This window comes from Chloroflexus sp. (assembly GCF_034432675.1).
In the GTDB taxonomy this organism is placed as follows: Bacteria; Chloroflexota; Chloroflexia; order Chloroflexales; family Chloroflexaceae; genus Chloroflexus.
Genome location: NZ_DAOUBI010000019.1, coordinates 1 through 20,037, shown reverse-complemented (window position 1 = coordinate 20,037; position 20,037 = coordinate 1). Strand labels below are relative to the sequence as shown.

The 20,037-nt window shown below is 57.0% G+C and carries 22 protein-coding genes; 21 read left to right on the top strand and 1 reads right to left on the bottom strand.

Annotation, left to right across the window (positions count from 1 at the left end; genetic code table 11):
• Positions 1-201: 201 nt before the first annotated feature.
• Entirely contained in the window at positions 202-585 is a 384-nt protein-coding gene (locus VAE55_RS01720; RefSeq protein ID WP_322814102.1) for a globin, read from the bottom strand.
• A gap of 120 nt (positions 586-705) precedes the next feature.
• On the opposite strand from VAE55_RS01720, the gene VAE55_RS01715 reads away from it, so the two are divergent.
• The 21 genes from VAE55_RS01715 (at position 706) to VAE55_RS01615 (ending at position 19,313) form a co-directional block, all read left to right on the top strand.
• Positions 706-1,581 carry a hypothetical protein gene (locus VAE55_RS01715; RefSeq protein WP_322814101.1) on the top strand — a complete coding sequence of 292 codons (876 nt, stop codon included), beginning with the start codon at positions 706-708 and terminating at the stop codon, positions 1,579-1,581.
• 441 nt (positions 1,582-2,022) lie between these two features.
• Complete coding sequence (locus VAE55_RS01710) at positions 2,023-3,222, top strand: ArsA family ATPase (RefSeq protein ID WP_012256035.1); 1,200 nt, start codon at positions 2,023-2,025, stop codon at positions 3,220-3,222.
• A gap of 82 nt (positions 3,223-3,304) precedes the next feature.
• A complete protein-coding gene (locus VAE55_RS01705; RefSeq protein WP_012256036.1) occupies positions 3,305-3,547 on the top strand; it encodes a bacteriochlorophyll c-binding family protein in 243 nt (80 codons plus the stop codon).
• 60 nt (positions 3,548-3,607) lie between these two features.
• Complete coding sequence (locus VAE55_RS01700; RefSeq protein WP_322814100.1) at positions 3,608-4,696, top strand: hypothetical protein; 1,089 nt, start codon at positions 3,608-3,610, stop codon at positions 4,694-4,696.
• Positions 4,697-4,738: 42 nt separating this feature from the next.
• The gene (locus VAE55_RS01695) at positions 4,739-6,079 is read left to right on the top strand and encodes a hypothetical protein (protein WP_322814099.1); all 1,341 of its coding nucleotides are present in this window, start codon (positions 4,739-4,741) and stop codon (positions 6,077-6,079) included.
• Positions 6,080-6,125: 46 nt separating this feature from the next.
• Complete coding sequence (locus VAE55_RS01690; protein ID WP_322814098.1) at positions 6,126-7,349, top strand: ArsA family ATPase; 1,224 nt, start codon at positions 6,126-6,128, stop codon at positions 7,347-7,349.
• A gap of 71 nt (positions 7,350-7,420) precedes the next feature.
• Positions 7,421-8,524 carry an ArsA-related P-loop ATPase gene (locus tag VAE55_RS01685; protein ID WP_322814097.1) on the top strand — a complete coding sequence of 368 codons (1,104 nt, stop codon included), beginning with the start codon at positions 7,421-7,423 and terminating at the stop codon, positions 8,522-8,524.
• Positions 8,525-8,538: 14 nt separating this feature from the next.
• A complete protein-coding gene (locus VAE55_RS01680; protein ID WP_322814096.1) occupies positions 8,539-9,546 on the top strand; it encodes an alpha/beta hydrolase in 1,008 nt (335 codons plus the stop codon).
• A gap of 12 nt (positions 9,547-9,558) precedes the next feature.
• A complete protein-coding gene (locus tag VAE55_RS01675; RefSeq protein WP_322814095.1) occupies positions 9,559-10,440 on the top strand; it encodes a hypothetical protein in 882 nt (293 codons plus the stop codon).
• A gap of 15 nt (positions 10,441-10,455) precedes the next feature.
• Positions 10,456-11,172 (top strand): hypothetical protein, encoded by a 717-nt coding sequence (locus VAE55_RS01670; protein ID WP_322814094.1) that lies wholly within the window; start codon positions 10,456-10,458, stop codon positions 11,170-11,172.
• 3 nt (positions 11,173-11,175) lie between these two features.
• Positions 11,176-11,862, top strand: coding sequence for an esterase/lipase family protein (locus tag VAE55_RS01665; RefSeq protein WP_322814093.1), 687 nt, complete (start codon positions 11,176-11,178; stop codon positions 11,860-11,862).
• An 8-nt stretch (positions 11,863-11,870) separates the two neighbouring features.
• Positions 11,871-12,584 (top strand): lipase, encoded by a 714-nt coding sequence (locus tag VAE55_RS01660; protein WP_322814092.1) that lies wholly within the window; start codon positions 11,871-11,873, stop codon positions 12,582-12,584.
• Positions 12,585-12,617: 33 nt separating this feature from the next.
• Complete coding sequence (locus tag VAE55_RS01655; protein WP_322814091.1) at positions 12,618-13,118, top strand: hypothetical protein; 501 nt, start codon at positions 12,618-12,620, stop codon at positions 13,116-13,118.
• A 30-nt stretch (positions 13,119-13,148) separates the two neighbouring features.
• Positions 13,149-14,213, top strand: a complete 1,065-nt coding sequence (gene bchU, locus VAE55_RS01650; protein ID WP_322814090.1) for a bacteriochlorophyllide d C-20 methyltransferase BchU — start codon at positions 13,149-13,151, stop codon at positions 14,211-14,213.
• Between the two features lie 58 nt (positions 14,214-14,271).
• Positions 14,272-15,189: a (bacterio)chlorophyll synthase gene (bchG, locus tag VAE55_RS01645; RefSeq protein ID WP_322814089.1), complete on the top strand. Its 918-nt coding sequence runs from the start codon at positions 14,272-14,274 to the stop codon at positions 15,187-15,189.
• Between the two features lie 19 nt (positions 15,190-15,208).
• The gene (locus VAE55_RS01640; protein ID WP_322814088.1) at positions 15,209-15,502 is read left to right on the top strand and encodes a hypothetical protein; all 294 of its coding nucleotides are present in this window, start codon (positions 15,209-15,211) and stop codon (positions 15,500-15,502) included.
• Between the two features lie 38 nt (positions 15,503-15,540).
• A complete protein-coding gene (locus VAE55_RS01635; protein WP_322814087.1) occupies positions 15,541-15,978 on the top strand; it encodes a hypothetical protein in 438 nt (145 codons plus the stop codon).
• Positions 15,979-16,172: 194 nt separating this feature from the next.
• Positions 16,173-17,342 (top strand): NAD(P)/FAD-dependent oxidoreductase, encoded by a 1,170-nt coding sequence (locus VAE55_RS01630; protein ID WP_322814086.1) that lies wholly within the window; start codon positions 16,173-16,175, stop codon positions 17,340-17,342.
• A gap of 15 nt (positions 17,343-17,357) precedes the next feature.
• Complete coding sequence (locus VAE55_RS01625; RefSeq protein WP_012256052.1) at positions 17,358-17,813, top strand: SRPBCC family protein; 456 nt, start codon at positions 17,358-17,360, stop codon at positions 17,811-17,813.
• Between the two features lie 166 nt (positions 17,814-17,979).
• Complete coding sequence (locus VAE55_RS01620) at positions 17,980-18,264, top strand: hypothetical protein (protein ID WP_322814085.1); 285 nt, start codon at positions 17,980-17,982, stop codon at positions 18,262-18,264.
• Positions 18,265-18,350: 86 nt separating this feature from the next.
• Positions 18,351-19,313: a peptidoglycan DD-metalloendopeptidase family protein gene (locus VAE55_RS01615; RefSeq protein WP_322814084.1), complete on the top strand. Its 963-nt coding sequence runs from the start codon at positions 18,351-18,353 to the stop codon at positions 19,311-19,313.
• Positions 19,314-20,037 lie beyond the last annotated feature (724 nt).

Here is a 20,037-nt window from a genome sequence, read left to right as displayed (position 1 = left end):
GCACACCCGGCATCGGCGTGACCAGCCGGGTCAACGACGTGACACGTGCCAGATCGTGAGCACGGCTGGCGCGGTAGCATGGCAGCCACGCTCCAAACGACGCCACACGCGGATGATGAGCGATCAAGGCAACCTTTTCAGCGCGTGATGGCACCGGAGATGGTTATAAGAGCGCGACAGTACAGCTTTTTGAAATAAGTTCTAGTCTTCCCCCAAACGATTCATCATTGCCTGTGCCGCATGGCGAAAATAGCTCTCCATCACCGAACGGGCCGGCTCCGGAACACCGGCTTCATTGAGCGCAGCCAGCATATGTTCCAGCCAGGCATTGCGCTCACGCGGCCCGATGGGAAATGGAGCATGCCGCATGCGTAACCGCGGATGGCCACGGCGCTCGCTGTATGTGCGCGGACCGCCGAAATATTGCATCAAGAAGAGACGCTGATGCTCTTTGCCCGGTTCGAGATCGGCCGGAAAGAGATGGCGCAAACGTGGATCGGCTTCCACCCGCGCATAAAAAATATCGACGATCCGCCGAAAGGTTGCTTCACCACCTATTTGCTCGTAGATCGTTGGCTCATTCATTATGTAAACCTCTCCATAGTGTGGTTGAACGTCATGCACGATTGCATGCTACCATGAGAAGCCGATTCGATTCCGATAGCGCCGAGTTCACCTGAAACCTGCGTGCAGAGAGACACCTGTATGAGCTATGAAACCCTGACGATCACGTCACGCCGTTTACGTCTGACAGTCCTGGCAGCCGGAGGCCCACGTATCCTCGCATTGCACCTCGACAACGGCCCAAACCTGCTGGCCGAAACACCAAACGCCCGCTGGGAGACACCGTGGGGCGAGTTTGTTCTCCTCGGTGGGCATCGGCTCTGGCATGCGCCTGAAGCTTTTCCTCGCAGTTACTGGCCTGATCTCAATGGTCCTACGGCAGAACAGCTCGATCACGGCGTCACGCTGCACAGCGCCGTTGATCCGGGAGGTATCGCGAAGAGCCTGACTGTAACCCTTGATCCTGAACAACCACGGTTACACCTGCAACACACTCTCACCAACCATGGGCTGTGGCCGGTGGAACTGGCGCCGTGGGCGATTACCCAACTGGCACCGGGAGGAAAAGCGATCTTACCATTACACAACGGCCAGCCCCCTGCCAATCCCTTGCTTCCCAACCGCCAGATCACCTTCTGGCCCTACACCCCTCTGCCCGATCCACGACTCGCCTTCTGCGATGACTTCATCCTGATCAACACCGCGATTGCCGGGCCACCGGCCAAAGTGGGAGCACATAGCGCTGCCGGCTGGTTGGCCTATCTCCACCAGGCGACCCTCTTCATCAAACGAACGGTGTACCAGCCTGCTGCCCATTACCCGGACAACAACTGCAATCTTGAAATCTATTACGACCGCGGCTGTACCGAACTCGAAACACTGGCCCCGCTCTGCCGCCTCGATCCCGGCGCCTCGGTGAGCCACACTGAAATCTGGCAGGTTATTCCCTGGACGGACAACCTGGATCAGTCTGATCTGTTTACAACACTCGCCCAAAGAGCAGCAGAGATGGTATAATGTCAGTATATAACACGTCAAAATTGCAACTGTGATGCAACAGACAGAACATCCCGACAGAGCGCTGATCGCGCTCTGTTTCGTATGCTCGTTGCAAATCATACTACGAACTCTATCGCAGACGTGATCAGAGACCGGCCAGCTTCCTGTTATTATATTGCAACGAACCGTCAAACTCTACTGCGTTGACAAACGTCAAAACACGGCTTACACAGTATCAGAAAGGCATCAGACTGCAATACGAGCCTGATGCATATGAGAAAAATTTATTGACACATGCGGATATTCGTGCTACTATTGCGGTACAGGCCAAAATCAGCGGGAGGAAGAAGGGTTTTGGCTTTTAAGCAAAAACGTCATGTCGTGTTCGATTGCAGACCTCATTAACACCGTTTTGTGGCGGTCGTTACTAGCCGAGCAGTAGCTCCTGGAAAGGCCCTGATGCGCACTCTAATCTTCACCGGCAAAGGTGGCGTTGGCAAGACAAGTGTCGCCGCAGCGACAGCTCTCCGGGCCGCAGATCGAGGCTTGAAGACGCTAGTCATGAGCACTGATCCGGCCCACTCGCTGGCTGACTCGCTCGATCTGGAAGGGCCACTCGGCCCGGAACCGGTTCGGATTACCAAAAACCTCGATGCGCTTGAAGTGAGCATTTATCACGATATCGAGAGCAACTGGGGTATCGTGCGTGAGCACTTCGCGCAACTGATGGCCGAGCAGGGCGTACAGGGCATTCTGGCCGACGAGATGAGCGTCCTGCCAGGTATGGAAGAGGCTTTTCCGCTCATCCGCATCAAGAAACACAAAGAGCGTGGCGACTACGATCTCCTGGTGATCGACTGCGCACCAACGGGAGAAACGCTGCGCCTGCTCTCAGCCCCAGAGACGTTCAAATGGGCAATCAACATGCTGCGCGGTGCCGAGCGCTACGTCATCAGGCCGTTGATCCGGCCCATGAGCAAGATTACGCCCGGCCTCAACAAAATGGTTGCCCCACCCGAAGTCTATGATGCCGTTGATGAGATGTTCCGCCAGATGGAGGGGGTAACGGCAACACTGGCCAACCCGCGGGAGACATCGATCCGCCTGGTGATGAACCCGGAAAAGATGGTGATTAAAGAGAGCCAGCGCGCCTTAACCTACCTGTCGATGTACGGTATGACCGTCGATATGGTAGTGGTGAACAAGATTTTGCCCCTCGATCAGGATAGCGGCTATCTTAACCACTGGCGCGATGTGCAACAGCGCTATCTCCAGGATGTTGAACATGCCTTCGTGCCATTGCCTATCCGTCGCGTACCGTACTATCCCGAAGAAGTGGTGGGCCTGGAGAAGCTACGCCAGATGGGAGATGACATTTACGGCGACATGGATCCGACTGCGGTGCTCTACGACCGGGCACCGCTGGATATTGCCAAAGTTGGCGATAAATCGTACCGGGTCAAGATCCGCCTGCCATTCGCTGATGTATCACAACTCGATCTGTATCAGAACGGCGACGAGCTGGTGATACAGATCGGTGACTTCCGGCGGGTCATTACGCTGCCGACCAGTCTGGCCGGTCTGGAAGCCGGTCAGGCCGAGATGGAGGGTGAATGGTTGATTGTACCCTTCATGGCGCCGCAAATGGCGCAACGTTGAGGCAGCCTGAACTGTGGGGTTTCTCGGAGGCTTGCCTCCGGTGACCTGAATAATGGAGTCCGTTTGATAAGGAGGTGTGTGCATGGCGACGAGAGGCTGGTTCTCGGAGTCGTCGGCGCAGGTGGCGCAAATCGGCGACATCATGTTCCAGGGCCACTGGCAATGGGTCTCGAATGCGCTACAGGCCACCGCGGCAGCGGTTGACAACATCAACCGCAATGCTTACCCGGGCGTGTCCCGGAGCGGCTCGGGCGAGGGAGCGTTCAGCAGCAGCCCGAGCAACGGCTTCCGTCCGAAGCGCATTCGCTCGCGCTTCAACCGCTAGGCTGGCGGGCAGGCGTGAGGCGTGCGTTCTGTTGCCTCACGCCGATCCCTCGGGAGCGTTATGATTAACCTGCTCTACTACAGTCATACCACCGTACCAGCTCATCTGGAAGAGATTACGCGACTGGATGTGCTCGATCCTGACGAGCAAGTGCTGGTCGCGATAGATGGCGTTTTGGTCGATCAGCAGGGACAGCGGTTGAGCGGCCCAACGCTGCACGATTATTGTCTGATCACCGACTTGCGGGTGATTCTGTGGGCACGCGATTACGGACGCCATTTGTGTTATGCCTTTCCATTGCATGAGCTGACATTGATTGATGGACGTGGCATTGATCCGCTCCACGGCGCAGTGACGATGGGCTTTAGCGCGCCAGAGGCCGATGATCAAGTTTTTACCCTGACTTTGATCCCACAGGTGTATGTACCGGCATTGATAGTGTTGTTGCGTACAGCAGCCGAAACGGCAAGATCGGCACTGGCTGCCGGCATCGATGCCCGGCAAGCTGCTCCTGATGTGATGACCGCGCTCGGTGCTGCTATTTATGGTTCCGAAGATGCGTTGCGCATAGATGAAACTCCATACCGCTGGCCGGGAGGTGCTGCACGTACCCCGGCAGCGCCAAATGCACTCTTTGCGATTGATCCGGCTAGCCTGCCGCCAAATCAAATCTTTACTGCTGGTCGCCTCGCTCGTTCGGCATGGGATACGCTGCGGCGCACGTTGCGCGAGGCGGATTTGCCATTTGATTTAAGTCCGACCAGTATTCGTGAATTAACCGATGCTATTCGTGCTGTCAATGATTTGGTTCAGACTGTCGCAAATAATCCGGCAGCTCAACAGATTGCGCTGGCGTTTCTTAACCGGCAGATGGGGAATCAGCAGTCAACTGCGCCTTCTCCACCGGTTGAGCCGCCAACACCTGAAGCAACACCAGCACCACACCGCTACCACGAGATTCCGTTGCGCCGACGTGCCTCACCCTCTCGCGAACCGGCAACGACTCAGCCGGCTGCAACGGCTTCATCTCCATTGAATATCACGGATCGGCGCGAGATTCCGCTCCGCCGTCGGACAACCCCTCTTCACCGCACGTCGCTGGCAGCGTTGAGTGGATCGGGTGATGCCGATCAAGATCGAACGACATAAGTGTTGCAATCATCGGCGGTCGCAACCGCCCAAGGAGCAGGTATGAGACCATTTCTCGGTGTTAATGTGAGTATGACCAGCGTCGAAGAGATGCAGCAGCGCGGTTTGCTTGAAGAAGGCGAGACCCTGCTGGCACTGTTCGATGGTACGCTCCTCGACGAACAACGACGTCGCATTGGTGGCCTCGCGCTCGCCGATTTCGTTGCGTTGACCAACCGGCGGCTGATTCTGTGGGCGCGTGGGTTTTTCAATGATACTGTTGATGGCTTTCCGTGGAGCGATGTTGATGTGGTTCGCGCCGAGATCTGGGATCCGTGGCACGGGCGGGTGAGCTTGGCCCTGCGGATACCGGCAACACCGCCACGCAAACGCCGGGTGGCCCTCGGTGAAGTACAGGAAGCCGGTCAACCGGAGCGCGTCATTATCAATACGCTCGATTATATGCCGGTTGAGGACGTGGATGTGCTGGCTAAAATGGTGGCCTGGGTTGGTGATCAGGTAGTAGCCGGTGTTACCGATGAAGAACTGATCAAGGCATTTGAAGCAGAATTTCCGGCAGTTGAGCGGAAACCGCTACCGCCATTTTTCCTGGCTTCTGAACCAGCACCACCACCGATGCCGGAGCCGGCACCGCAACAACCAAAGCAGAAGCCATGGTGGAAGTTTGGCGCGACCGATAAGGATGACGCAACACCAGCATCGCCGGGAAACCTGATTGCGGCTTACGAACGTCAGCGCAGCGGTAGTGGCGTATCACCAGAGACACCACCGGCACCGGTTGGCCCATTGCCAACCCTGCCCGAACAGCCAAATATGTACGAGGTGAGTCGGTCGTTGCGCCTGATGCTTGAAGTCCCGCGTGGTCTTGTGCGCGGGATGCGGCGAGCAAGTGAAATCCTGAGTGGCGCAACCGAGTTGATCAATAACATGCAAGACCCCCGAGTACGGCGCAATGCGATGCGCGGTCTCTACTACGCTGCGGCACAGCAAGAGGCTGAAGGTGGTCCACTGGCACCGGTTGGACCGGTTGTGCGGGCAGCAGTACGGTTTGTCGAACCCACGGAACAACAATCGGCTGCTGAATCAACCCAACGGCGAATCGCCGTTCGGGCAGCGGTCCGCCAATCATCACCTGCCCCTGTGCCAGAGCCGACGGCAACCGCTCCGGCTGCCGCAGATAACCCGGCTGCCCCGGCGAACCAACCGGTACGACGGGCCATCAGTATCCGTCGTTCGGAGACACCTGATAGTGGACAGGAGGGGTCTATGCCGGTGCGACGAATTGTTGTTAATCGCACCGACCGCCCGGCAACGGTGAGTGGCAGTGGGACAGGTATCACGCCTGAAACACGTAACGGACACAACGATAGCGATGCGGAATAAGGTAATGGGGTTGGGGTATCACAACACAGCAGGCACATGAGGAACTATGACGCGCGTCATTATCTACTCCGGGAAAGGTGGCACCGGTAAGACAACCCTCTCGGCGGCAACTGCGGTGATGCTGGCGCAGGCCGGTCGCCGAACACTGGTGCTGTCGAGCGATCCGGCACACTCGCTGGCCGATGTTATAGGGATCGCGATTAGTCGTGATCAACCGACGCCACTGGCACCTCATCTATATGGCCTTGAGGTGGATACCATTTACGAGTGGCGTCAAAATCTGGGTGGTTTCCAACAATTCGTAACTGCCACCTATTCGGCCCGAGGGATCGAACGCTCAACAGCTGCTGAGCTGGCTAATCAACCCGGCCTCGATGAAATCCTGGCTCTGCAACGAGTCATGGACGAGGCCCAGAGTGGACGTTGGGACGCGATAGTGCTTGATACAGCGCCTACCGGTAATACTCTGCGGCTCCTGGCATATCCCGAAATGATTATCGGTGGCGAAGCCGGCAAACGCCTCTTCCGAGTGTATCGCGGAATAGCGAATGTTGCGCGTCCTTTCCGCCGCGATCTGCCCGACGACCGCTTCTTTGAAGAGGTTGGTAAACTGCTGGAGCGGATGGATCAACTGGCCAATTTTTTAGTCAGCTCGAATGTATCGGTACGGCTAGTATTGAATCCTGAACGATTACCCCTGCTCGAAACCCGACGGGCGTACACCTTTCTGAGCCTGTATGGCTTGCAATTGGATGCCGTGTTGGTTAATAAGATTTTGCCCCATCGCACCGATCTCGGCCCGTACTTTGACTACTGGGTGAATCTCCAGCAGCAGTATCTGGCTGAAATTGAAAGCAGTTTTGCCCCGACACCAATCTTCCGCACGGTGTTGCAGGGCGGCGAGCCAATTGGGGTTGAGGCGCTGCTGCACGTGGGCCGGCTGACGTTCGGTGAGGTTGATCCGGCTGCGCTGTTATACGACGAACGTCCGATCTGGCTGGAGCAATGGAGTGATGATGGCGAGCCTGGTCAGTACGATCTCTGTCTGCGGCTGCCATTTCTTGATCCCGGTGAGGCAATTGAGGTCAGCCACAGTGGCCCCGACTTGACGATTGTCGTTGGCCGCCTGGAGCGTACCATCGCCTTGCCGCGGGTTTTGTACGACTGCACCCTCGGTGATTATCGGTACGAAGATGGAGTGTTGCGCCTAGCCTTCTACGAGGCAAATGTCGTGCGCACCGCCAATAAGCAGCAAGTTGAAGCAGCCTGAGCAAACTGGCTTGCTCAGGGTCGTATGGTTGATTATGCCGGTTGCCTTGAGCGCCGGTCGCGAGCACTCGCATGCGCACACTGATCTTTACTGCTCATCATCAACTCCAACAGAGCGCGGCTGCGCTCGCAACAGCCTGTCACGCCGCCCGTCGCGGCTATCGCACCCTGCTGGCGTCGAGTGGGCCAGGACACCTGATTGGTCATCTGTTGCACCAGAGCCTCGGTGCCCGCCCACTCGAACTTGAACCGAATCTCGCGGCAATGGAAATTCATCCCCACGAGGAGGTCGCACGCCGTTGGGAACAGGTGCGCCCCTCGCTTCGGAGTGGGTTGGTTGCCCGTTTGCGTGACCTCGGCCCCGATGAATTGCCCGCTTTTCCCGGTATTGATGCGGTGGCAGCAATGCTGGTAGCCGAACGTGCCCGGCAGTCAGGGCGCTTCGACCTGTTGATCCTTGATGGCCCGGCACCCGATGCACTGATCCGGGCACTGACCCTACCGGATGTGTTGCGGTGGGCAGTCCGTCTCATTTTCGGCCTCGACCGGGGGCCGGGAAAATCACGTGCTTCTCAGGAACAGGCAATGATCCCGGCGGCTATTCTGGCCCCAAGCGCCACTGCCCCCCTGCAGGAATTGCGCATTGAGCTGGAGACCCAACGGGCACGGCTGGAAACCGAAAGCGGTGCACGGGTGCGCATGGTTGTGCTGCCACCAGAGTTGCGCCTGCCGCCACTACGCTCGGCTTTAACCGCCTTTGGCCTTTATGGAATGGCCAGTGATGAAGTCATTGTGAATGGCTTGCCCGACCAGGTTGATGATGAGAGCCGCCACGACTTTAGTCACGAAACCAGCCGGGCCAGACCGTTGCTGCGGATTGGACAGCTTGATCTAACACCAACTGATCGGGATTCATGGGCTTTGCGCGGGGCAGCACTCTACCGCGATGGCGACATCTTCGCGACTGAGCCGCCGCGTCCACAAAGCAGCGAGCGAGACATGCGCCTCCTGATTCCATTCCTCGATCCCAAAGCGCTTGACATTGCTGTGGCCAGCGAAGAAGTCGTTGTCCAGCTCGAACAGATGCGTCGCCATGTACTCCTGCCTGGCCTGGTGGATGGTGGTCGGTTACGGGCCAGAGTTGAAGGGGAACAGCTTCGGTTATGGGTAGAATAGCGAAGGGGGCGCATATGTCAGTCCTTGCCCAACCTGTTCCGTTTGAGCGACCGCCGGCGCGACCGGTTGATGCGCCACCAACGGCAAAGTATGTCGCCTACGCGAATGAAGTGGCAACCCGCCTTGCCGGTCGCCTGAGTGGCCGTGAGCGGCGACGACTGGAAGGCGAACGAGCACTCCTGGCCCGTGCCCGATTTATTGAGTTGAACGGTGTTGTGCATCACTATCAAGAAGTTGGTCCTTCTGATGGTCAGCCACTCGTCCTGATCCACGGTTGGGACTGTTCGTCGTTTTGGTGGCACCACGTGGTTGATCCGCTGGCTCAAGCCGGCTATCGCGTGATCAGCTACGACTTAAAGGGCCATGGCTTTTCGGATACCGATCCAAACCAGAATTATACGGTGGCCGGCTTTAGCGCCGATCTCCAGGCGTTAATCCGCGCACTCGATCTCGGTGCGGTGCATCTGGCCGCTTTTTCGCTCGGTGCGTTCGTCGGGCTACACGTCGCCGCACATCACCCGGATATGGTACGCTCGCTCATCTTCTTCAACTTCAGCCTGCTACCGTACAACAAACTGGCATCAGCGTTTGTGCCGCGTCTGCTCGATGTCGTGTTTAATCGGGTGTTACGGCCAATCGAACGGCGAAACCTGTGGTGGCTCCCGTTCATCTACGCACGACTGGTCATGGCGCAACATACACCGTCAATCAGCGACATTCGACTCGGCACGCTAGGGCTACGCTACTGTGATCCGGCAGCAGTTCGGGTATCGGCAACCGAATTGTCGCGCCCGGAGATTCTCAATGCAGTGGCCGAACAGGCACGCATGATCCGCCAGCCATTGTTGCTGGTAGCCGGCGCGAATGATCCCATTATGCGTCCGGCTGATGGCCGCAAATTGGTTGCATTAACACCAAACGGCTCGTTCCTGGAAGTACCAAAATGTGGTCATTTGATTTTATTTGAGTTGCCCGAACAGGTTATTCAGATTATGCGCCTCTTTTTGAAAAGTGTTCGCTAGGGAGGGTCGTCTATGCAATTGTTGCTTCGTTCCGGCGGTCAGCAATTGATCATTGATATGGAACGTGCCGATGACCGTCCGCTGACGGTGGGCCAGTATACGTACCGTCCACGCCGCCTGGCCGGTAAGGTGCGACGGCTGGCGACCAAAATGTGGCCCGATCTGCCGCCGACAGTGCTCGCCGAACGGCTCACCTTCGAGGCCATGGATACCGTTCGCGACACTGCCTGGAGCGATAGCGGGAGTTTTTCACCACGTTCCGGTTCAGTAGTCTTGCTGGGTCGCTGGGACGAAGATGGGAGTGTTGGTATTGCGCTCCACGAACTTGCCCACGAGATGCATCTGTACCACGGGGGATACGATGATAGCGACGGTGTGGTACGTGAAGCCGTAGCAATGCTGGCCGAACGAGAAGCTGGTCTGCGCCGTACCTTTGAACGCGAACCGTACCACTCGGCCTGTCAGTTAGTCGAGCAGTTGGAGGCGTTGTCTGCTTTCAATCGTCTCTCGTTCCCCAAGCGTTGGGCAGAGGTGATCAGCGTAACCTCGGTGGTTGGATTGGCCGATCTAGTGAACTATTACCTTGATCGGAGTGAACGCCTGGGACTTGCCCGCTGGCTGGATCGGTTAACCAAAAATATTGACGTGCGCGATCAACTGCTGGCCCGGTTAGCAACCACATCATTACGCTACAGTCTGGCATTACGCCGGGTATTGATCAAAAAACTCGTGCGCTGCAAGCCCGAAACACCGGTTGAACAACTACTCTACGTGCTCGACTCAATTGCGACCCTTGATCGTCGCTATCCCAACGATGATCTGGAACAGATTATCAACTTCTGCTTTGCACCCTATGTGCCGCAGCGTCGCCGTCTCTTTGCCTTTGGCTCGTGATAGAGAGGAGCGGGTATGAATCGCTTCAATGAGGACAACGACACCGTTCGCTGGCTACCCGGATTTGTCCGCCGATGGTTTGGTCTGACCGATGAAACGCCACAGCGCCGAGAGGCCGCCGGCCCCGGCTGGATGCCCGGCTGGCTCCAACGCTTTTTTGGGCTGACCTACGAAGAACCGGTACGTTACACCGATGAAGGGACCCCGTCGGTGTCATCACGCACAACCTACACACCACCGCCACGCTCATACACACCCGGCACCCCCTCGTTTACACAGACACCACGCGGGTTTGCGCCGGCAAGTTACCGACCAACGAGTGGCGAAGGTACGCCTTCGCCACCGACACAACGCAGTCTGGCCGGTGATGAATTACCAACCGATATTCAGCCCATCGGCTATCTCTTACGGTCATATGCCCGTGGTGCTCTTCCGCCGCAAGGACTGGAAGCCTTCACCCGCGAAGTGCGTACCACCACCGAAAAGGTCTTCAACTTCTACGGCCACTGGCTGCGCTTCCAGACCGAGGAACTGTTCCGTATCGGTGGCGATCTGTGCAACGCCGTCATCAATGCCTTGCCCGGTGAACCGGCCAAACCGCAGAACCAGACGATTCGTCGGATCAAGGTCGTAGCTGATAACGGCAACGGCAGCAGCAACGCCACATCGACTGCGCAAACCAGTTCAGCCGAGACCACGACTGAATCAGAGCGCTCTGAGGATAAAGAGTAAGCTATGACTCGTCCGGTGGTGATCATGGGCGGGTGGCTATCGTCACCCGCCGATTACTTCGGAATGGCGCGCATCCTGGCTGCGCCACCCTACAATCGCATCGTCTACGTTGTCAATTTCAGTCGACTCGACTGGCTGGCACTGCGTGACCCTAACTTTGGCCCGGCACTCGATGCTCTGGCAGCAACGGTGCAGATTGCCTTAAGCGAAACCGGCGCCGATACAATTGACTTAATCGGACACAGCGCCGGTGGCCGGATTGCCCGTGCGTATCTGGCCGATGAGCCATACCAGGACGTTCGTTATGCCGGACACAAGGTGGTAGCAAGTTTGACAACGTTAGGTACTGCCCACGCCACCTCAGAGGTATGGGTCAAGCAATTTGCCGACTGGCTCGAAGCCCGTTATCCAGGTGCGGCATTTCCCCACATTAGATATCGGGCTGTTGCGGGGCGTAGCGTGCGTGGGCGGCGCTTTGGTTCACCGGAGGAGATGATTGCCTATCGTTCCTATGAAGTCTCGTTCGGCAACGGCAATCTCATCGGCGACGGTATCGTGCCGACCGCAGCTTGCTACCTGGCCGGTGCCGACAACCTGATCCTGGAAGGTGCCCGTCACGCACCGTACAACGCACCGGCAACCTGGTACGGGGCACGTGACGTGATACCACTCTGGTTTGATGCCGGATGAGGGTAGGTATGGTTCGTCCATTGGTCATCATCGGTGGGTATCTGACCAGTCCCAACGACTTTAGCGCCCTGGCCCAGGCGCTATCGCAGCCCCCATTTGATTTTCGGGTCTTCGCGACCCCCATCGGACGCCTGCGCTGGGCCTTGACCCGCGACTGGGATTTTCGCCCGGTATTGCGGATTGTCCGCGAGACGGTCGCGCAGGCTCTGCGCGAAACAGGTGCCGAGACCGTCACGATTCTGGCGCACAGTGTAGGTGGAACCGTCGCCCGCATGTATCTTGGCGATCAGCCCTACAAAGGCGAGATTTATGGCGGACACCGCTTCGTTGATCACCTGATCATGCTCGGTACACCACACCACAGTCAGGAATTCTGGACCCGGCAGACTGTCGGCTTCACCAATCGCAGTTATCCAGGCGCATATTACCGTCACATTCGCTACACCTCGATCATTGGGCGAAGCATTCAGGCCAATCGCAAAGGACGCTGGATTGAACGGATGGCCTACAACAGTTATGTCATGATCGATGGTCCTGCCGGCGCTCAAGCGTGGGGAGATGGAATTACAACGCTCCGTTGTGCAGCGTTGGCTGGAGCTGAATATCTGGTCGTGCCCGGCCTTCATCACTCACCCATCCACGGCCGTCCCTGGTACGGCGACCCGGATGGGTTGCGAGAGTGGCAACGCGTGTTAATGAGATCATCACCACTTGTTGTTTGAAATGTCGCCAATTTGTACTATAATACAAATTACATGAACTCAACGCACTTTGACCGAATTATTCTGTACGTCATGGCCGCTGTGTCGGGGGTGTCGCTCGCATGTTACACCGCAGTGCTCTATCTCTGCCGGCAGGAAGCTCGTGGATCGCAACCAACACAAGCAACGCTGCGCACCCGTCTTGCCAATCTGGCGCACGCCCTCGATTGGTTGATGAACCTGCTGATTGCATTGGTTGGCATTGGGCGACTCTTTCGCGAAGAGCAATTTGGCGGACAACACCAGCCGCGCTGGTTGAAGATCTATTTTATGATCACCGGCCCTCTACCGACTATCGGTATGGTCGGCGCGATGATCACCGGACATCGCTGGGAAAAAACGATGCACCATCATCCGCATCAGCGACGGTTACATCGCATCTTTGCCTGGGTCGGCTATTTCAGTTGGTGGCTCAGCTTTATTCCGATCTTCTTCCAGCCCTGGCTCAACCGAATGGCTGCCAGAACCAATGACTCGACTTCAGTTCTTTCATAGTGGCACACATCTGTGCACGAGGGGGAATGCATGACGACGGTACTATCAGTGGATGCGACAAAAACGAACGGGACTGATCTGACCCAGCACGATCTGTTTGCGGCGACCAACCGCGCCTACGATATGGTGTTTAGAGGCACGGTTGACTTCTTCGTGATTAAAGCCGCCAAAGATTTGGGATTGTTCGACCTGCTGGCATCTGCCCCGCGCACCCTGGCCGACTTAGCAACGCTTACCGAGACGGTACCTCCGCGCCTTGAGAAGTTTCTGATTACCATGGAACAGATTGGTCTGGTAACACGGCAGGGTGACGCCTGGCAGTTGACGCCGTTCGCCGATCAATTTTTCGCCGATCCCGAACGCCATCGCAATATGACGATGGTACCATTCGTTGATTACATTGCTGATTTGATCGAAAATTACTATTTGCGGCTTGCCGATGTCGTGCGTGGCAAGGTCGATTTTACCAGCATCGTGCCACACCCGCCCCGCACCCGTGAAGACAGTCTGTTCTACGAAACCTTACACCGCTCGAACATTCAACTGTTTACTGAATTGTTGATCAAGCGCGCCCGGCTTGCCGATGTGCAGACCTTAATCGATGTTGGTGGCGGCATTGGTGACATTGCTGCCGCACTCTGCCAGGCATTCCCCCAACTCAAAGTGACCCTGATCAACCTGCCCAGCGCCCTTGATCTGGTACGTGAAAATGTGGCGGCCAAAGGACTGGCCGACCGCATCACTCCCGTCGCTATTGACATGTACCGCGAGCCATACCCACCTGGCGACGCCGTCCTCTTCTCGCGCATTCTCTACCCGATGAATGCGCAATTCTGCACGATGTTGCTCAGGAAGGCTTACGATGCCCTGCCCAGCGGCGGACGAATTCTGATTCTGGATATGGTGATCAGTGATCCAAATCATCCCAACTACGACTACCTCACCCACTACCTGTGCGCGATTGGGATGGGCTTCTCGGTACTGGAATTCAAAGATCACGCCATATATCCCGATTTGTTGCGCCAGGTTGGCTTTACCGATGTCACTCTCGATGAAGGGTACGAACACGTATTGTATCAGGCGGTCAAGCCGTAACGCGGAGTCGTGGTTTTGTGACCGGTGCAGATTCTGCCCGGCAATGCGGTAAGCAATTATGATTTCGACTGAACAACGTGTCTCGCTCAGCCGAAAAATCCGGGCACATGTTGAACTTGCCGATCCGGTGACATGGATCTCGCCAGTGCTGGTCTGCTTTTGTGGCGCCCTGGCATCAGGCTACGAGCGAGGTTTTGATTGGACACGACCCGATCACTGGTGGCTTATGCTACTGGGGGCATTAATGACCGGCCCGTTGGGGACCGGCTTCAGCCAGAGTATCAACGATTACTTTGATCGTCATCTCGACGCGATCAACGATCCGCAACGACCCATTCCTGCCGGCATCATCTCACTGAACGAAGCCCGCTGGAACTGGATCATACTCGGTGCGGCCACCCTTCTCGTCTCACTGGTCTTCGGCAATCCACTCATTGTCCTGCTTGCCGTGGTCGGGATCGTGTTGTCAGTGATCTACAGCATGCCGCCAATCAAGCTCAAGAAGCACTTCTGGCTTGGGCCGCCGGCAGTGGGGCTGGGCTATGTCAGTATGAGCTGGATGGCCGGGCATCTAATCTTTGCCCCACTGACCTGGCAGAGCGTAGTGGTAGCGTTGATCAATGGCGGTCTGGCAGCCGGCTTGCTCTTCCTCAACGATATTAAGAGCGTTGAGGGTGACCGGAAGCTTGGTTTACAATCGCTTACGGTAGCAATTGGGGTGAAACGCACCCTGATCGTCGCCTTCGTCACCATTAACAGCTTCGAGGCAATGCTGATGATCCTGGCGTTGATTTGGGGACAGTACTGGGTAGCGGCATTTATGTTTCTGGCCCTGGTGGCACCGATCTACAATCAGATCAAACTCTACCAGGAACCAACCCAGCAAAACTATGTTCGCTATCTGCTGGCCTCAAATCCATTCGTCGCGTTGATTCAGATTATTTCGGGTTTTCTCGTAGGCGGCTATTTTGGCTGACCGTATCTAAGGAGGTGCGATGATGACAGAGAGTGAAGGTGAGGTGCGGGTACGCAGCGTACCGGTGCGACGCAACGACAGCTTCGTTGAGTCGGCGATGGAATTCGGAGGTGGGATTGTTCGGCTCGGTTTCTCGGTCTTTACCCTCCCCCTAGCTCTGCTGCCGCCGGAGTCGCGCCAGCACATGCACAATGCTACCAAAGAGTTGATGTACGCCTTTGCTTCACTACCACGCGATTTCGCCGAGATTGCGGGCAAGAGCATCGAGAAATGGGCAGCAGAGGGTGAAGAGCCAAAAGGAGAGGCGAAGTAGGGCCATTTGCTCTCTTCAGAGCAGAGGAGGAATGTAGTATGAGCAATGAGACAACAAACGAGCGCGATGGGCTGTTTGAGATGGCAGCCGGCTTCGTCGGTGGTGCTACACGGATTGGATTGACGGTAGCATCCGTACCGCTGGTCTTGCTGCCGCGCAACTCACGCCGCCGGGTACGACGGGCAATGGCTGAAGTGGCAATGGCCGTTGTAGCTTTTCCCAAAGAGCTGGCCAATGTCTCTGAACGGGTGGTTGACGACATCTTTGCCGCCGATCCACCCCAGATCAACCTGCCCAGCCCGCAGCGTGTCGGCGAACAGGTGCGTTCGTTTACCGAGCGCCTGGCCCGTGCGGCAGAAGAGTTGGGCACCAGCTTTAGCCGGGCTGCCGGTCGTGCCGCCGATGCCATTGAACAGGGTGCGGCGAAGGTTGATGAGTGGGTCGAAACACCACCCAAGACACCACCGGCGCCGTGATCGTTTACCGCTTGCTGAGTGACGCAGAGGTGTAGGATGGGCAATTGAACATCCTGGCCTCTGCGTTTGCCACTCTGAGAGGAATGTCGCTCTGTTACAAGGTTGACCGGCAACCAGACCGTGGTATGCTGTAAAGAGAGGGATGCGATGACGATACCTCTGCAATCGCGATTGTTCCACGGAGCATTGTCACTATGCGGATCGTGATTCTTGGTGCCGGTTACGCCGGTTTACGGACTGCGCTTGATCTGGCCCGTCTACGCCGGGCATACGGGATGGAAATAACTATTCAGGTCGTCGATCAGAATCCGTATCATCAGTTGGTACAGTTGCTCCATCTCACGGCAACTGCCGGTATTACCGACCAGAAGTCGATTTATCAGTTAGATACCCTCTTCCGGGGGCACGAAGTCGAACGGATCGAAGGTCGCGTCGAGGCTATTCATCCGCTTGAGCGGCGAATCGTGCTTCACACCGGTCAAACGCTGGAATACGACCGGCTGGTCCTCGCTTTAGGGAGTGAAACTGCCTTCCAGGTACCCAGTGCTCGTGAATATACGCTCCCCCTGCGTACCTTTTCTGATGCGCTTAAGCTGCGCAAGCACCTGATTGAACAGTTCACCCGTGCCGCATCGATCACCGATCCCACTGAATTGCGGATCACGATGACAACAGCGATTGTCGGTGGTGGTTATACCGGTTGTGAGCTGGCCGGTGAACTGGCGGCCTGGGCCGATGATCTTTGCCGCCAGACCGGCGCTCCCCGCAAAGAGGTACGGATCGCCCTGATCGAGCGTGAAGACCATCTGCTGCCCCATCTCGGCACCTGGGCAAGCAACGAGGCTGTACGTCGCCTGGAACGTCTCGGTGTTAACATCTTTTTGCAGACACCGGTTGTGCAGGTTGAACCACAACGTCTGCGCTTCGCCGATGGTCGCCTCTTGCGGGCCGGCACGATTGTATGGGGGGCAGGTGTACGCGCCCCGGCCTTGCTCGCCGAGGCCGGCTTTCCTACCGACCGCCTCGGACGGGTGCTGGTTGATCGCTATCTGCGCGTGCAAGGTCACGCCACTGTGTTCGCCATCGGTGATTGTGCAGCAGTGCCCGATGGGCGGGGTGGCACCCTGCCACCAACGGCATCGTATGCCGTGCGACAGGGTGAACATCTGGCCGAGGTATTGGCTGCCGAAGCTCGCGGTGAAGCACCTCGCGCCTACGAGCCGGTTGAACTCGGCGAGGTGGTATCACTCGGCCCAAATGATGCTGTCGGCAACCCCCTGGGCGTGCCGATTACCGGCTATCCGGCGCTTATGCTGAAACGAGGCATCGAAGAGTATTACCGCGCAACGATTGAGAGTGCTTAGTCACAGGAGAGACGTATGATTGTCCAGGAACAGTTTGTCTCGATTAAAGCGCCACCCGCTACCGTCGAGCGCTACCTGACCGATCCGCAACTGATGATGGAGTGGCGATCACCGTTAGTCGTACTTGACCCGATTGAAGGCGAATTGATGACTCTGGGGAGCAAGCACAAACTGCGCTTGAAATCGTTGGCCCTAGCCGGCTCAACCTATACCGTTACTGAACGCGATAGTAACCATATCTTGCTCACCATTGATGGCCTCTGGCGTGGGCAAGAACTCTGGCGCTGGTTTGCCGATGGTGACCGCACGATTGTGCAAAATCGGGTTGAGTATGAAGTGCCCGATCCGAGTCTGCGCGTCTTTGTTGTCGGTCTTGGGCAAATCTTTGCTTCACTGGACATGCGGATTCAGCTCGACCGTCTGCGCATGCTGATTGAGGGGAAGGGCCAGCCCGCAGCGCAGGCTCGCTAGACTGTACGGGGCGACTGACCGTTGCCCCTTTTTGATTGGACACCTTTGACATAAAAGCACAGAAATTGCACAAAAAGTGCATAGTTTCACCTACTACCATCCGCCGGGCGCTTGTGCTAGCATAGACGTACAGGTTTGGCAGCTCCTCACAAGACGAGGTATACCTATGGCGCGAGAGCAACGGTTCAGTCCACGGGATGAAGTCTACCTGACCAGCACCAGCTTTGAAGTGTACATGGCTGCCGGCGGAGTATTTATTGGTCTGTTCGGCCTGCTGTTTGCGATTAGTATCAAGATCAGCTTTGCGTGGTTGGTGTGGCCGGCACTCTTCGTATCGATCCTGGCCGGTTACATTACCCTGAATCGCCTGGAGAAACGTGAGCGCAAGCGCAAACTGGCCGAGCTGGAAGCCGAGTACGCCGCGAAAGAACAGATGGCGAAGGGTGATTAAAGCGTCATTTGTCTGCATTCTGTCATCTTGCCCGCTGCACGATTGTGCTATCTTCAAGCTAATCGTGTTGTTGCAAGAGGACAGGTATGCAGACACTTCGCTCTATTCGTCGAACCCGTGATCTGACGTTCGTTGATCTGGCTCTTTTGAGTGGTATTCCTGCACGTGCGATTGCTGAGGCAGAGTACGGTCTGCGCCGCCTCAGCAATCACGAAGTCGAAGCAATTGCACTGGTGTTGGGGCTTTCGCCGGCAACCCTTTTTCCTCCGTTCCAGCAACGTTCTTCATTACCTGATTTAACCCCGCTTCTACTCACAGCCGGTCTGGCAACGTCGCTGGCACTTAGTCCGCTGGTGATGACCGAGTGGCAACGTGCGCAGCAGCAACTGCTTAGCACAACCATACACTACGTCGACGTGGCAATCAATGCCTCTGGCCGTCAGCCAACCCCTGACATCATTCGTCCATCACCAACTGCTTCGCAGGCCGGTCGCTCAATACCTGCCACGCCAACTGCTGATGCGCTGGCCCCCCTGGTCGCGCCACTCCCGCCACAGACGCCTACCCCCATCCCCCTCCCCAGCTTTTACCTCGATGAAGCCGGCCCGCACGGTTGCCCGGTCCAACCCACAACGGGACAGGTGGTCATCACACAGGGATACAGTGTGGGAACCCACGCCCCAGCCCATACGTGGGGTGCAGTCGATCTGGCAGTTGATGGCAATGGCGACGGGATTGCCGAGCCGGGAGCAAGCTGGTATACCCCGATTGTCGCCACCCACAATGGTGTTGTTCGCGTGACCCTCGATAGTTACCCAGCCGGACATCACGTCTGGGTCATGGCGCTGGATGGCATCTGGCGAACCAGTTATGCCCACCTCGCGGTAGTTACAGTTATCGACGGGCAATACGTACAGGCAGGTGATGTGATCGGCCTGATGGGCAATACAGGCTTCGCCAGCGGCCCCCACCTCGATTACCAGGTCTGGCGTGGTGAGGAAAATATCGATCCTACTACGCTGGTGGGGTGTAGTACTATCAAACCCTGATTGACACAGTATGCAGGTTGTCAGACTATACTGGAGTGTTGCCAGGCATCCACAGCAAGCCGCCGGTGAGTTGTCACCGGCGCAGGTGCATTGATACTATGCATCACTATCGATGAACTTATCACCGTTTATCAGTCCAGTAATGGCAGTTGATACGCTCCGCAGGGAGGACTTACTTCCTGCACTCGTCAATCACCTGTACCACCGTCACGGGACAGCAGACCCACCCCCACCCTCACCTGCTGGGCTATGCATTACCCACATATCACGCTGCGTCAGACGGGCTGCAAGCGATCCCCGTGGTGGCTCCCCGTGGTGCAGGCTTCCAGCCCGCGTGGAGAGGCATCCTCTCCACCGCCAGCAGGCGCTGGCCCCGCTGGCAGGCTTCCAGCCTGCCCCACGGTCGGATACACTGTCTACCGCCGACCACTGCGACCATCCGCTGCCCATGCGTGACGTGAGACCCACGCGACAGCCATGCAACGCGATAGTGCCCAGGATCGCGCACAATCAGATAGGCGCTGCTCACGAACGAAGAAGGTGCCAACCTGGGTATGGGTAGGGCATAGCGCTGCGCGGTAGCGGGGAGCGTAGTGGCTGCGATCACATCTGAACAACCATTCACGGCATGCGATGCAAGACATTCCTATTCACCGCATCCCGTGGATGGTCAGGTGAATGGCACAGGCACCGTCCGTAGGGGCGGGTTGAGAACCCGCCCCTA